Below are 14,609 nucleotides of genomic sequence, written 5' to 3'. Positions count from 1 at the left end.
ATATACGCCAAAAGGCATCTGTGCCCCCAGCGAGCACCTGCGCCCAAGCGAGCGCGACACTATGGGAGCGCCCCAATCTCAGTCGAACCAGGGATCCAGCCCGTACAGGGGGAAGATCTCCTTGCGGGTGGCCATGATCGAGCGGTCGACGGCGTCGGCCGGGTTGTAGCCGACTTGCCAGGAACGCCACCAGAGTTCGACGTCGTCGCCCATCAATCGGGGTGCCTCGGCACCGAACTCGGCGCGCACCCGCTGCCGCCACTGCTCCGGCACCTCGGTGCGCACCGGCACCGGCTTTCCGGAGACGATCGCGATCAGATGCGACCAGACCCGGGGCACCACATCCGCCACGCTGTAGCCCCCGCCGCCGGTCGCCAGCCAACGCCCTTCGCACAGCTCGTCGGCGAGCATGCCGATGGTCAGCGCAGCCTCGCGCTGCGCGTCCACGCTGGTACCGAGATGGGTCAACGGATCTTCCCGGTGCGAGTCGCAGCCGTGCTGCGAAACGATGACCTCCGGACCGAAAGCTCGGGTGACCTGCGGGACCACCGCATGGAAGGCACGCAGCCAACCGCCGTCGCCGGTGTAGGCCGGCAACGCGATGTTGACCGCCGAGCCGATGGCTGCCGACCCACCGGTCTCGTTCGCGAAACCGGTGCCTGGGAAGAGCGAGAGCCCGCTTTCGTGCAGCGAGACGGTCAGCACCCGCGGGTCGTCGTAGAAAATGCTTTGCGTACCGTCGCCATGGTGCGCGTCGACGTCCAGATATGCGACTTTGCGCACCCCGGAGTCGAGCAGCCGCTGCACCGCAGCGGCCGCGTCGTTGTAGACGCAGAAACCGCTGGCCCGGTCCCGGCTGGCATGGTGCATGCCGCCGGAGAAGTTGACTCCGCGCTGCGCGCTGCCGTCGATGATTGCCTCGGCCGCGAGCAGCGAGCCGCCGACCAACCGGGCGCTCGCTTCGTGCATCCCGGGGAACACCGGATCGTCGACCGTGCCGAGCCCCCATTCCGGCAGTTCCCGAGGCGTCTCGCTGACCGATCGCACCGCTGCAATGTAGCTCGGGGCGTGCACCGTGCTGAGCTGTACATCGCTGGCCACGAACGGCTCCGCCCGGTGGACCGAGCCACGCGAGAACAACTCCAGCTGCTCGGCCAGGTCTGCGGTCAAAGCGAGCCGGGCCGGATCCATCGGGTGGCCCGGACCGAAATTGTATGCGGTGAGCGCCGGGTCCCAGACCACGCAGGTCTTTGGCAGCGGCGCCGTCGTCGGCTCTGAACTCAAGTCCATCTTTGACAGGCTACGTGATCTCCCGCACAGCCACGCAATCGGGTGCATTCGCTTCCGGTTCGGCAGGAACTCCCGGGGCGCATGCGGCAAAGCCCGGCAAAGGTGGTTAACTACTTGTCAGATCAACATTTTCCGCAGGCAGAAAGTTTCACCCCAGATGACCAGGAGTCAATCTGGCTGGCACCCGCCGGCCGAGCGCGGACGCTTTGCGTTCATCGGAGTCATCAGAGACTTCATCGACTCGGTGGCGAACTCGTCCCCGGCTCGCTTGGCGCTGATCGTCTTCGCCTTGGTGATCATGTTCTTCACCACCTTGCTCACCCTGCCGATCGCTTCGGCCAGCGGAAAAGTCACAGCTTTCCACGACGCGCTCTTCACCGCGGTTTCCGCGGTCTGCGTCACCGGTCTGACCACGGTTTCCACCGCATTGCACTGGTCCTTCTTCGGCCAGCTGGTCATTCTGATCGCGATCTTCGTGGGCGGCTTGGGCATCTTGACCCTCGCCTCGCTGATGGCCCTCATGGTCTCTAAACGCCTCGGCGTGCGCGGCAAGCTGATTGCCCAGGAAGCAATGAACGCGAGCCGCTTGGGCGAAGTCGGCACCTTGTTGCGGATCGTGATCACCACGTCTGTGGCGATCGAAGTGATTCTGGCCCTGTTTTTGATCCCCCGCTTCATGATCTTGGGCGAAGACTTCTGGCAAGCCGTTTGGCACGGTGTGTTCTATTCGATTTCCGCGTTCAACAATGCCGGCTTCACGCCGCAGTCGGATGGCCTGGTGCCTTATGAATTCGACCCCTGGATCCTGACCCCGCTCATGGTCGGGGTGTTCCTGGGCTCCTTGGGCTTCCCCGTGATGATGGTCCTGCTCTCCCAGGGGTTCCGGATTTCCAAGTGGAACCTGCACACGAAACTCACCGTGCAGGTCTCGGTGATCCTGGTCCTGGTCGGCATGATCGGCTTCGCCGTCTTCGAGTGGAACAACCTCAGAACCGTGGGCGGGCTCAGCCCCGGTGACAAATTGCTGCATTCGGTCTTCGCTTCGATCATGACCCGTTCCGGCGGCTTCAACTTGGTCGATATGAACTCGCTGACACCGGTCTCCCAAGTGTTCACCGACGCATTGATGTTCGCCGGCGGCGGTTCGGCTTCCACCGCCGGCGGTATCAAGGTCACCACCCTGGCGGTGATGTTCCTGGCCATCGTGGCGGAGGCCCGTGGCGATTCGGACGTGAAGGTCTACGGGCGCACCATCCCGCAAGGCACCATGCGGGTGGCGATCTCGGTGATCATGATGGGGGCGACCTTCGTCCTGCTCGCCACCGGCGCGCTTTTGATGATCACCGACGCACCGTTGAACAAGGTGCTTTTCGAAGTGATCTCGGCATTCGCCACCGTGGGCCTGAGCACCGGGCTCAGCGCGGAGCTGCCGCCGGCCGGGGTGTATGTGCTCTCGCTTTTGATGTTCGCCGGCCGGGTGGGCACGATAACCCTGGCCGCGGCGTTGGCACTGCGCCAGCGCCGACAATTGTTCCGCTATCCGGAAGAGAGGCCGATCATTGGCTGAGAAATCACGGTCCCAACGTCCATCGCACAATGCGCCGGTATTGGTCATCGGCTTGGGCCGGTTCGGCTCGGCGACCGCTGAACAGCTGGTACGGCAGGGCCGGGAGGTGCTCGCGATCGAGCGCGACCCCGCGTTGGTGCAGAAGTGGGCCGGAACCTTGACCCACGTAGTCGAGGCCGATGCGACGAACATCGACGCCCTCCGGCAGTTGGGCGCCCAGGATTTCGCCTCCGCAGTCGTCGGTGTGGGAACCTCGATCGAGTCCAGCGTGCTGATCACGGTGAATCTGGTCGATCTGGAGATCGAGCACCTCTGGGTCAAGGCGATCACCCAGTCGCACGGCAAAATCCTGACCCGGATCGGCGCCAACCACGTGATCTACCCCGAGGCCGACGCCGGTATCCGGACCGCCCATCTGGTCTCCGGCCGGATGCTCGACTTCATCGAGTTCGACGACGATTTCGCGATCGTGAAAATGAACCCGCCGAAGGAGACCCAGGGCTTCACGCTGGAGGAGTCCAAAGTCCGTTCCAAGTACGGCGTGACAATCGTCGGGGTGAAGTCACCGGGTGAAGACTTCACCTATGCACAACCGGACACCAAGGTCTCCTCTCGGGACACGCTCATCGTGTCCGGCCACGTCGACCTTTTGGAACGGTTCGCGGCCCGCCCCTGAACCGGCACGGTTCCGATTCGAAGCCAGGCCCGGGCCCGGTCAGAGGCCGTCCAGCTCCGCGGTGATCACGTCCGAACGCGCTGCCGCAGCCCGCGCCCCGGCCAAGACCGTGGCGGGCAAGCCAAGCTCGTCGAAGGTGGCGATCGCCTGCTCCGTGGTGCCGTTGGGGCTGGTCACGGCCTTGCGCAGCGCGGTGGCGTCGGCCCCGGGCGCGGCCAGCATCAGCCCGGCCCCGGCAACGGTTTCGTTGGCCAGGGTTTTCGCGGTTTCCGGATCCAAGCCGAATTCCCGCGCGGCGGCCGCCATGGCCTCGGCCAGGTAGAACGCGTACGCCGGGCCGGAACCGCTGATCGCCCCGATCGCCTGCATCTGCGACTCGGCGACGTCCAACACCACCCCGGAGCCGGCAAAGACCTCCCGGGCAGCTGCCGCTTGCCCGGCGTCGACCGAGCCGCCCAAAGCCAGCCCGACGACGCCGCGGCCGACCATCAGAGGCGTGTTCGGCATCGTGCGCACCACGGGCTGCCCGGGAGCCAAGGCGGCTTCGATCTGCTTGATGGTCACTGCCCCGGCGACGCTCACCACGACGGTTCCCGGTGCCAATGATCCGGCGATTTCCCGGCACAGTGCCGCGATCTGGGCCGGTTTGACGCCCAGCACCACGACGTCGGCACCGGCGACCGCCGCCCGGTTGGCATTGGCGTCCTCGGAATTCGCCACGGCGGTGATGCCGTAGCGCTGCGCCAATTCCGCGGCCCGTTCTGCCCGGCGGACGGTTGCGATGGCCGAGGCCGGCTCGAACGATCCCGCGAGCAGGCCCGCCAAAATGGCTTCGCCCATCGAGCCGCAGCCTAAGAATGCAATTCTGTTGATCATCCGTCCATCCTGTCACCAACCCCGGCCGGGTACCGAAAAAAGGGGTTGCTTCATTTTCACGATTCGATGGCTTACTTTGCTTTATTTTCAAGGATTTCAGCCAAAAGTGATACTTCACTCTCTGGTTACCTTATTACCAGCTTATTCCCAGGTTCACGGCAGGTTTTCCCCAGAAACGGGTCCTAAATTCGTAAGTACCTCATAAAGGTGCGAGTGATTGCGGATCGATCGGGTTTTGCCTGATCGGTTGTAGCACCGGAGAGTCTGCCAGCGTTTCCCCCCAACCACTGGCAACTTCGACTCTCCGGTGCTTTCTCGTTTAACCCCTCGTTCCAGATAGCCAGCTGGCTTTGAGATAGCAGGAAGCCCGCCCTCTTGCTATCTCAAAGCGTTTTAGCTATCTCATCTGGTTCAGCGCGGATACTCAGTCCGCTTGGCCGAGATGCTGCCGGGCGAACCGCAACGTCTCGCTGAGCCAGTCTTCCCGTTCGCCGGCAGCTTTGGCCTTGCGGGTGGAGATTTCCGCGACGACGGTCCCGTCGAATCCGGCACCGGCCAGATATTGCAGGACTTCGGCGGCTTGCTGATCCCCGTGCCCCGGGACCAAATGCTCATCCCGGTTGGAGCCGGAGCCATCCGTGAGGTGCAGATGGCGCAACCGCCCAGCCAAGGCGCGCACACCCTCGAGCGAAGCAACCCCCGCGGTCGAGGCATGCGACAGGTCCCAGGTGACGTCGTCGTAATCCTGTTCGATCGGGTCCCAGTGCGGCAGGTACGCCTTCGCTTCCCGGCCGCGCATCCGCCAGGGGTACATGTTCTCCACTGCGATCCGGATCCCACTGGAATCGGCCAAGTCGCGGACGCCCTGGCTGAAACTCTCCGCGTAGTCGCTCTGCCACCGGAACGGCGGGTGCACCACCACCACGCCGGCCCCGAGCTGGCCGGCCATGTCGACCGAACGTTCGACTTTGCTCCAAGCGCTCCCCCAGACCTGCTGGGTCAGCAACAGAGTGGGTGCGTGCACCGCGAGCACCGGGATCCGGTAGCGCTCGCTCAGCGTCTGCAGGGCCTGCGGGTCCTGGCTGGTGACATTGTTGGTCACCATGACCTCCAACCCGTCGTAACCGAGGTCGTGTGCGACGGCGAAAGCGTCATGGACGGAAAGCGGATAAACCGAGGCACTGGAGAGCGCAACCGGGATTGCCGGACGCTTCGGGTTCGCTGCTGTCTGCTCAGTCATCGGGGCTATTTTGCCACGGCAGGCTGTGCAGATGCTGCGGCAGGACGCGCTGTGACGTGCCGTGGCGGGTCGAGCGGGCCGTCGAACACCAACTGGTCCAATCGGCGCAGGATCAGGCCTTCACGCAGCGCCCAAGGGCAAATCTGCAGCGTGCTCGCCTTGAACGCCTCCAGCGCGGCTTCAGCCACCAAGGCGCCGGCCAGCAGTTGCCTGGCCCGGGCCTGCGAAACTCCGGGCAAGTACAAGCGGTCCGCAGCGCTCATCGCGGTCAGCCGTTGCGTCCACAAACCGAGGTCGACGCCGTGCAGTTCCCGCCGCACGAAGGGTCCCATGCCGCTAGGCGCGGCCCCGGTGATCCGGGCGAGCGAGCGAAAAGTCTTCGAGGTACCGGTCACCAAAGTCGGGACGCCCAGGGACAGGAAATCCTTGATGTGCGGTTTGAGCGTGCTGCGGATGTATTTGCGCAGTTCCTTGACGCTTTTGGCGCTGGGCGGATCGTCGGGCAACCAGTCCCGGGTCAACCGCTGCGCGCCGAGCGGGACGGATACCGCCTTCGTCGGCAATTCATCGCCGCCCATGGCCATTTCGAAGGAACCGCCGCCGATGTCCAGGTCCAAAATCGTTCCGGCGCCCCAACCGTACCAACGGCGCACCGCGAAGAACGTCATGGCGGCTTCCTCTGCGCCGGTCAGTTCGCGCAGCTGCACCGTGGTTTCGGTCTGCACCCGCTGCAACACCTCCGCCCCGTTGGCAGCCTCCCGGATCGCCGAGGTGCAGAAGGCCAGGAGGTCTTCGGCCTGGTGCTTCGCGGCGAATTCCCAGGCCTCGAGCACGAAACTGATCAGCTCCGCCTGACCGGCCTCACTGATCGCGCCGTCCTGGTCCAAATACTGCACCAAGGAGAGCGGACGTTTGTGCGAGGCGAAGGGTACCGGCTGCCCTCCGGGGTGCGCATCGACGAGAAGCAGATGGACGGTATTGGAACCGATGTCGAGAACGCCGAGTCGCATGATCACATTATGTCGTAGCGCACCGGCGGACTCGGCGCCGCGCACAAAAGCACCCTCGGCAAGTGTGCGTTCGCGGGTCCCTACGTGGCGAACGGAGTTCGACACGAAAGGGCCGAACGCTCACGTGTGCGTTCGCGGGTCCCTACGTGGCGAGGGCCTCGGCTAGCGGCGGCTGCCGGCTTTTGCCTTGGCCGCCGGGCGCTTTGCCGGGCGCTTGACCGGCCCTTTGGCGCGCTTCTCGGCCAGAAGTTCGACTGCGCGCTCCCGGGTGAGCTCTTCGATCGACGTCGACCGGGGCACCGTGATGTTGGTTTCGCCATCGGTGATGTACGGGCCGAAGCGCCCTTCCTTCACCACGATCTTCTTGCCCGACGTCGGGTCGTCGCCGAATTCGGCGAGCGGCGGCACCGCGGCACGGGCGCCGCGTTGTTTCGGCTGCGAATAGATCTCCAGGGCTTGTTCCAACGTGATCGTGAAGATCTCCTCTTCGGAACCGATCGAGCGCGAATCGCTGCCCTTCTTCAGATACGGGCCGAAGCGGCCGTTCTGCACCGTGATTTCGTTGCCTTCGGCGTCGGCGCCGAGCACCCGGGGCAGGGACATGAGCTGCAGCGCTTCGGCCAAAGTCACCGACTCCACGGTCATCGAGGCGAACAGCGAACCGGTGCGCGGCTTGGCCTTGACCGGCTTCTTCGGCGGCTTCGGCTTGCCGTTCTTGTAGTACTGGACCGGCGCGTTGGCCAACTCCTCAGCCGTGGGCTCCGGGATGATCTCGGTGACATAGGCGCCGTAACGGCCGTTCTTGGCCACCACAGCGCGCCCGGTGACCGGGTCGTTGCCGAGCACGCGCTCCTCCGGGGCTGCCGTGTTGATCAACTCGATCGCCTTCTCGGCGGTCAACTCGTCCGGAGCCAAGTCCTCCGGCACGTTCGCCCGCTCCGGCTCGGTGCCCTCCGGGGAATCCATCGGCACCGGCTTTTCCAGGTAGGGACCGAATTTGCCCACCCGCAGCGTGATGCCTTCGGCGATCGGCACCGAATTGATCTCCCGGGCGTCGATTTCGCCCAGATTGTTCACGATCGGCAGCAAACCGGAACCGTCGTCGTTGCCGAAATAGAAGAGCTTGAGCCAGTGCGGCCCGGTCTCTTCGCCACGGGAAATCCGGTCTAGGTCTTCTTCCATCCCGGCAGTGAAGTCGTAGTCCACGTAGTTCTGGAAATACTGCTCCAACAGCCGCACCACCGAGAAGGCGACCCAGCTCGGCACCAAGGCGGAACCGCGCTGGCTCACGTAGCCGCGGTCCATGATCGTGGAGATCGTCGCGGCATACGTCGAAGGACGGCCGATGCCGCGCTCTTCGAGGGTCTTCACCAGGGACGCTTCGGTGTAGCGCGGCGGCGGCGAGGTCTCATGCCCGACGGCGTCGAGCACCTGCGCTTCGAGCGCGTCCTGAGCGGCCAGGTTCGGCAGTCGGCCGCCGTCGGAGTCGGCGTCGTCCTTGTTCCGGCCCTCGTCCCGGCCTTCTTCATAGGCGGCCAGGAAGCCTTGGAAGGTGATCACGGTACCGGAGGCGGCGAACTCGGCGTCGTGCTTTTTCCCATCGGCACCGGCTGCCGACGTGACACCCAACCGGACCGAAGCGGTGGAACCCTTGGCGTCGGCCATCTGGGACGCCACGGTGCGCTTCCAGATCAATTCGTAGAGTTTGAACTCGTCCGAGCTGAGCGCTTTGGCGACCTGTGCCGGAATCCGGAACGAATCGCCGGCCGGGCGGATCGCCTCATGCGCCTCTTGGGCGTTTTTGGCTTTGCCCGCGTAGACCCGCGGTGCATCCGGCACGAAGGACGGATCGTACAGCTCTGCAGCCTGACGGCGGGCGGCGTTGACGGCCTGGGCGCTCAACGCCGTCGAATCGGTACGCATATAGGTGATGTAGCCGTTTTCGTACAGGCTCTGCGCCACCCGCATGGTCACCCGGGCGGAGAAACGCAGCTTGCGGGCCGCTTCCTGCTGCAGCGTCGAGGTAGTGAACGGCGCCGCGGGGCGGCGGGTGTAAGGCTTGTGCTCTACGGAACGGACTGCGAACTCGGCGTTTTGCAGACCTTCGGCCAGAGCCGTAGCCGTGGCTGAATCGAGGTGCGCCACGCCTTTGCCGGTCAGCGCTCCGGTGTCGCTGAAGTCCCGCCCGGTGGCGACCCGCGCGCCATCGAGGGCAACCAGCTTCGCTTTGAACGTCTGTGCCGATCCGACCGGGGAGAATTCGCCCAGCAAATCCCAATACTCCGCCGAACGGAAAGCCATCCGCTCGCGTTCCCGCTCGACGACCAGCCTGGTGGCCACCGACTGCACCCGGCCCGCGGACAGCCCGCGGGAAACCTTGCGCCAGAGCACCGGGGAAATTTCATAACCGTAGAGCCGGTCCAGGACGCGTCGGGTTTCCTGCGCATCGACCATCGGCATATCGACGTCGCGCAGTTCGCCCATCGCGCGTTGGATGGCTTCCTTGGTGATTTCCGGGAAGGTGAGCCGATAGACCGGCACCTTGGGCTTGAGCACCTCGAGCAGGTGCCAGGCAATCGCTTCGCCTTCGCGGTCACCGTCAGTTGCCAGATAGAGTTCGTCGGCGTCTTTGAGCGCCGCTTTGAGCTCGGCGACGCGCTTCTTCTTGTCGACCGGGACCACGTAGTACGGCTCGAAGTTGTTGTCCAGATCGACGGCGAACTTGCCCACCGAGGATTTCTTCAACTCGGCAGGGAGGTCCGAAGGCTGCGGCAGATCGCGGATATGGCCGTAGGAGGCTTCGACCTCGAAGCCCTCGCCGAGATAGCCGGCAATGGTCTTGCCCTTTGCCGGGGACTCCACGATAACCAGCTTCTTGCCGGTCGATGCGCGCTTGCTAGATGCCTTGGTGGGCACGTTTCTCCTACGGTATTGCTGAAAGTTCTGTTGTCGATGCTGCCTTCGGACCGGGTTCAACGGCCTCGGTCCAAAAACCTAGTTCACCATACATTAGGCGAGATTGACGCCAGCCACCGGCTCCAGCACTCATTGTCGAAGCCAGGTCAGCACTGCCAGTACCCTGCGATGGTCCTCGGCCGACGGCGGAAGGTCGAGTTTCGCGAAGATCGAAGAGATGTGTTTTTCGACCGCGCCCGAGGAGACCACCAGCTGTTCGCTGATCGCCGCATTGCTCCGGCCTTCGGCGATCAGCCCCATGACCTCGCGCTCGCGCGCAGTGAGGTCGTGCAAGGGCCCTTTGGCATTCCCGGCGAACAATGCGGAGACGACTTCCGGGTCCAGCACCGTGCCGCCGGCATGCACCCGTTGCAGGGCGTCGGCGAGTTCGTCGACATCGGTGACCCGGTCCTTGAGCAGGTAGCCGACACCCCGGCCGGCGCCCGCCGTGGCCAGCAGGTCCCGGGCGTAGGCCAGTTCCACGTATTGCGAAAGCACCAGGATCCCGATCCCGGAATTCCGGGATCTGATCTGCAAGGCCGCGCGCAGCCCCTCGTCGCTGTGCCCCGGCGGCATCCGGACGTCGGTGACCACCAGCTCGGGTTCGGCCTGGGCGACCGCGGTCAGCAACGATTCGGCATCGCCGACCGCGGCCGCGACTTGATAGCCCGCCTCACCGAGCAGCCGCACCAATCCTTCGCGCAGCAACACGGAATCTTCGGCAAGCACAACTCTGATCGCAGTCACGCATCTCAGCGTAGTCCCTGCCCAGCCGCGGGATTTCGCCGGTTCAGCCTGCCAGCGGCAGGGTGAGCGAGACCGTGGTTCCCGATCCGTCCGAAGCCAGTTCGAGGCTGCCGCCGTTGGCGACTGCGCGTTCCTGCAAGCCGACCAGCCCGTGCCCTTTGCCCAAATGCGCTCCGCCTTGGCCGTCGTCGGCGATCTGCACGGTCAGCTGCCCCGGCTCCTTGCGCAGGGTGACTTCGGCGCACGTCGCGTGCGCGTGCTTGGCCACATTCGTCAGCGATTCCGCGATCACGAAGTAGGCGGTGTTCTCGATGTTCTCGGCCAGTCTGCGTTTGCCCAGGCCTTCCACGCGGACCGTGACCGGGACCGGAGTGCGGGCGGCCGCTGCTTCCACGGCCGCCGGCAGCCCGCGGTCCACCAGGATCGGCGGCGCGATCCCCCGGGATATCGCGCGCAGCTCGCCCAAGGTGTCCTGGGTCTGCTTCAACGCTTCGGCCACCAGTTCGCTGGCCCCGGCCTCCCCCCGGGCCAATCGGCGCTGTGCTGATTTCAGATCCATCGAAACCCGGACCAGCCGCTGCTGCGGGCCGTCGTGGATGTCCCGTTCCAAGCGGCGCAGGTTTCCGGCTTCCGCGGCCACTGCGGAATCCCGGGACGCCTCGGCACGCCGGACTTGTTCTTTGAGCACCGACGATTGGTTGGTCAGCATGGAACGTGCGAAGACCCGAAGCAGCAACGCCGATCCTTTGAGCACGAACGGCAGGGTGACGATGAAGAAGAGGCCGATTCCGACGTCGATCCAGTCGTGGTAAACCGGGTTGACGCCGAGCAGGTCCCAAAGGTCCCGGTTGTCCTCGGGCAGGAACCGTTTCCAATAAAACGCGGTGAGTTCGCCGGGCCCGGTCAACAGCCAGGTCAGCGCCAGGCAGAAGACCGCGATCCGGATCGGGAACACCAACACCGCATGGATGGCCTCGCGCCAGCGCAGCGAATCGCTCAGCGGGGTGAGCAGGCCTTTTTGGCCGCGGGACACGATTTGCTTGTAAACGTGGGGCGGCAACGGCCCCCGGTTCCATTCGGCCAGGTTTCGCTCGGCTGCGGCGAAGAAGCTGGCGCAGAACAGGCAACCGATCAGCACGAAGAGCCCCAGATAGATCACCAGGGTGCCGACCCCGGCCGAGAACAGCGTCACGACGACCGAGAATGCGGGAATCGAGATGAAGAACGAGGCCAGACTGTAACCGAGATCGCGGCCGAGTTGCCGGAAAAAACCGAGCCGGTGCGGTGCGGCGGCCGGGCCGGCCGGGGCATCGAAGTCGGCGGCAATCAGCTGCGTTCCAGCCGGAACAGCGCGTGGAATTTCTGGACTGGGCACGGGCGGTTCCTTGGAATCGGTCTCAACAACGGTATGCATGACTCAAGCTTGCCGTCCGCCGCCCCGCCGCGCACTGGTGCATGCGGCCGTTTTGCTGAGCGGACCTCCCCCACAGCAGGGTAGGGCTAACCCCCGGGATGCGCTACTCCGGGCCGGAGCCGGAGCGCTCGGCAGGCTCCGGAACGAAGGCCATGTGCAGGTACATCTGCGGCTCCGCGGATCTTTCGCCCAACTTCCGGTACCGCTCGACCAGGGCATGGTAGTCCCGGACGAATTCCGCTTGCTGCGCCCGGCTCAGCTTCAGCTTCGCCGAGGTCATCACGGTCGCCGGAACTGCTTCGGCACCAGAAGCTTCCAGCGACGCCGAGGCGGCGGCGATCCGTTCCCGGAGCTGATTCAGTTGCAGGTCCACCAGGGTTCCGTTCAAGCGCGCCACTGCGGCCATCCCGTCCCCCACCCGCAGAGTTTCCGCTACCGCTTCCCACCTCCGTTCCCGGCCGTCCCCGACGGCGCCGCTGCGCCGGAGGTAGCCCCACTTCTCCAAAGCCCTCAGGTGGTAGCTCATGGCGCTTGGCGTACCGCCGAATCGAACCGCCAACTCGGTTGCCGTGTAACTGCGATCGGAGCCGAAGAGCTCGTCGATGACTTCCAGACGGACCTGATGGGCCAGGGCGCGGATGGCTTGCGGCTCGGTGATGACGAGTACTGACGGTTCATCCTCGGACATCTGCCCAGCCTAACGAATTTTTGAAAGATGTCTTTGACATCCTTTTCATGAAGCATTAGTTTCATATTTGTAAAAGACTCACTTCATAAATATTCGACCCGAGTGGACACCGCGAGCCGGGACTTTTCATCACGAGCGCAGCGCGGTTCGTTTCCACCGTCGGCTACACCGCGGTCGTCGTGGCGATCATGCTGGAAATCCAGCGCAATTTTCCCGATCCCGGCTTCGGCATCGGCGTCCTCAACGCGGCCTTCGGAGCTCTGGTCATCAAACGCACTGCGGAACACCGGCGCGGCCAAGTCAGTTCGATCGCCCAAGCCCTCAGCCGAGCGGCGGCGCTCGGCGCCCTGGGCTTGGGCGGATTCCTGGGCAGCGTCTTCGGTCCCCGGATCGGGTTCGTGGCCAGCGGCAGCGCCGCTCTGCTGGCCAGCTTGTGCGGCGCTGCGCTGTTGCTACTGCGGTTCCGGGAGCAGGAATCCGTCGAGCAACAACTCGCGGACCGGGTCGAGTAACGCCAGTTCTACGGCCAGCAAAGCCTCCAGCGCGGCAATGATCTGAGCCACCGTGAGAGTCCCGTCGCAGGCCGAGACGAACCCGGCCAGCTCGCTGCTCAGCAGAGTCGTCCGGCGCAGCCCGGCCCCCTGGCGGAGCAGGATCACCCCGGGATGCTCGGCTCCGGGGCGCTGATGCCGCTCCTCCGTGACGTCCTCCGCGACCACCAGCTTGGCAGCCGGCAGATCGTGCCCGGCCAACCAGTCGAAACGCTCGACGGCGGCGGCCAGCGTACTGCCGACCGGCTGTTCGATCGGATGGCCGATTTCCTCGAACCTGCGCAATCCGGCACCGGGCTGCGGCAATCCGGCTGCCGGCTGCGGGGCCCGCAACCAGATCATGCCGAAGCCCACCGAGTCGACGCCGCGTTCCGCGAAGTCGCCCAGATAGTCCCGGTAGGCCGCCGCATAACTTTCCGCGTCGCGCCCCTGGGAAGCATCCTGCAGCCAGGTTTCGGCATAATGCTCCGGACCCAGCTGCTCCCGCTGGATCACCCAGCATTCGCCGTCGAACCAGCTGGCGAGCCGCTCGTGCCAGGCGGCGTCGCCGGAATGCACCTCCCAGTTCCCGAGCAACTGGGCGCGTCCACCCGGAGCCAACACTCCGGGCAAGCCCCGGACCAACGACGATACGATCTCGTCGCCGGCCAAACCGCCGTCCCGATAGGTGTACTGGTCCTCGGCCGATTCGCCCCGATGCCGCGGCGTGATGACGAACGGCGGGTTGGATACCGCCAGGTCGAATCGCTCACCGCGCACCGGCCCAAGCAGGCTGCCTTGACGCAGCGTCACCCGGCCTCCGGGATTCGCCGGGTCGATCCGCAACGCATCGGCATTGAGCAGCAGATTGAATTCGGTGAAAGCCAGGGCCCGGGGCGAAATATCCGTGGCCGTGACGTGCCGGGCATGCCGGAGCAAATGGAAGGTCTGGATGCCGCAGCCGGTGCCCAAGTCCAAAGCCTTTTCCACCGGCGTCCGGATCGTGCTCTGCGCCAAGGTCAGCGAGGCTTGCCCGATGCCGAGCACATGATCGTGCCGGAGCGCACCGGGCCGCTGGTGCGCGCCCAAATCGCTCGCCACATGGAGTTGGACCTCGCCGTCCTGATCCGTGAATGCATAGGGCCGCAAATCCACCAGGCTGCGCCAGGCTCCGGATTCGACCGCGGCCAAGCCCAGGGACTGCAAACCGGCTGCCCTGGTCCGGGGCAGCGCCTCATCGAGTTCCGCCGCGCTGGCCGGCAAAGCCAGCAGGAAGAACCGGATCAGCGTCGCGGTGGGCCCCTGCGCAGCTTCGGCAATCGCCAGTGCCGGGATGAACTGCTCCCGATTCAGCGCCGCATAGGCGCCCTCGCCCAGGAACCCGGCGACCCCGTCGACGCTGAAACCGGCATCGGCCAAATCTCTGGAAAGCCCGCTCAGCAAACCCGGTTCCGCTAACGGAGCATCAACTGTCACAACTACAACTCTAGTCAACACGAGCTGCCCGAAAGCGCATTCGTCGAGTCCGAATTCGACATGATTCCAGCCCGATCCGTGCACCGAGTGGTACATTTGCCAAATGTTGCCCAAGAAGCAACATCTGATTACCTTCGGTC

General features: G+C 64.8%; 12 protein-coding genes. 3 read left to right on the top strand and 9 right to left on the bottom strand.

From position 1 onward, the window contains the following. Positions 1-78: 78 nt before the first annotated feature. On the bottom strand, positions 79-1,290 hold the full coding sequence (locus JOE69_RS12190; RefSeq protein ID WP_309799079.1) for an acetoin utilization protein AcuC: 1,212 nt from the start codon (positions 1,288-1,290) through the stop codon (positions 79-81). A gap of 157 nt (positions 1,291-1,447) precedes the next feature. On the opposite strand from JOE69_RS12190, the gene JOE69_RS12185 reads away from it, so the two are divergent. Continuing rightward, a complete protein-coding gene (locus tag JOE69_RS12185; protein ID WP_309799077.1) occupies positions 1,448-2,857 on the top strand; it encodes a TrkH family potassium uptake protein in 1,410 nt (469 codons plus the stop codon). Then, positions 2,850-3,533 carry a potassium channel family protein gene (locus JOE69_RS12180; protein ID WP_309799075.1) on the top strand — a complete coding sequence of 228 codons (684 nt, stop codon included), beginning with the start codon at positions 2,850-2,852 and terminating at the stop codon, positions 3,531-3,533. The genes JOE69_RS12185 and JOE69_RS12180 overlap by 8 nt, the downstream gene beginning before the upstream one ends. Positions 3,534-3,572: 39 nt before the next feature. On the opposite strand, the gene proC is transcribed toward JOE69_RS12180, so the two are convergent. The 7 genes from proC to JOE69_RS12145 all read right to left on the bottom strand — a co-directional run bounded on the left by proC (position 3,573) and on the right by JOE69_RS12145 (position 12,463). Continuing rightward, positions 3,573-4,409 (bottom strand): pyrroline-5-carboxylate reductase, encoded by an 837-nt coding sequence (proC, locus tag JOE69_RS12175; protein WP_296362282.1) that lies wholly within the window; start codon positions 4,407-4,409, stop codon positions 3,573-3,575. 424 nt (positions 4,410-4,833) lie between these two features. After that, positions 4,834-5,649, bottom strand: coding sequence for a sugar phosphate isomerase/epimerase family protein (locus JOE69_RS12170; RefSeq protein WP_309799073.1), 816 nt, complete (start codon positions 5,647-5,649; stop codon positions 4,834-4,836). Positions 5,650-5,654: 5 nt separating this feature from the next. Beyond that, positions 5,655-6,659, bottom strand: a complete 1,005-nt coding sequence (locus tag JOE69_RS12165; protein WP_309799071.1) for a Ppx/GppA phosphatase family protein — start codon at positions 6,657-6,659, stop codon at positions 5,655-5,657. Positions 6,660-6,821: 162 nt separating this feature from the next. Beyond that, entirely contained in the window at positions 6,822-9,575 is a 2,754-nt protein-coding gene (gene topA / locus JOE69_RS12160) for a type I DNA topoisomerase (protein WP_309799069.1), read from the bottom strand. Between the two features lie 129 nt (positions 9,576-9,704). Next, positions 9,705-10,361, bottom strand: coding sequence for a response regulator (locus JOE69_RS12155; RefSeq protein ID WP_425545975.1), 657 nt, complete (start codon positions 10,359-10,361; stop codon positions 9,705-9,707). Between the two features lie 43 nt (positions 10,362-10,404). Next, positions 10,405-11,736 carry a sensor histidine kinase gene (locus JOE69_RS12150; RefSeq protein ID WP_309799066.1) on the bottom strand — a complete coding sequence of 444 codons (1,332 nt, stop codon included), beginning with the start codon at positions 11,734-11,736 and terminating at the stop codon, positions 10,405-10,407. A gap of 142 nt (positions 11,737-11,878) precedes the next feature. Continuing rightward, positions 11,879-12,463 (bottom strand): ArsR/SmtB family transcription factor, encoded by a 585-nt coding sequence (locus JOE69_RS12145; RefSeq protein WP_309799064.1) that lies wholly within the window; start codon positions 12,461-12,463, stop codon positions 11,879-11,881. 188 nt (positions 12,464-12,651) lie between these two features. Here JOE69_RS12145 and JOE69_RS12140 point away from each other — a divergent pair, with 188 nt between their 5' ends. After that, complete coding sequence (locus JOE69_RS12140) at positions 12,652-12,975, top strand: MFS transporter (RefSeq protein ID WP_343876520.1); 324 nt, start codon at positions 12,652-12,654, stop codon at positions 12,973-12,975. Here JOE69_RS12140 and JOE69_RS12135 read toward each other — a convergent pair. Then, complete coding sequence (locus JOE69_RS12135; RefSeq protein WP_309799059.1) at positions 12,916-14,469, bottom strand: DUF7059 domain-containing protein; 1,554 nt, start codon at positions 14,467-14,469, stop codon at positions 12,916-12,918. The genes JOE69_RS12140 and JOE69_RS12135 overlap by 60 nt on opposite strands. Positions 14,470-14,609 lie beyond the last annotated feature (140 nt).

The sequence above is a fragment of the Arthrobacter russicus genome (assembly GCF_031454135.1).
Taxonomy (GTDB): Bacteria; Actinomycetota; Actinomycetes; order Actinomycetales; family Micrococcaceae; genus Renibacterium; species Renibacterium russicum.
The sequence above is the reverse complement of the archived record's forward strand: the minus strand, read 5'-3'. Positions and strand labels throughout refer to the sequence as shown.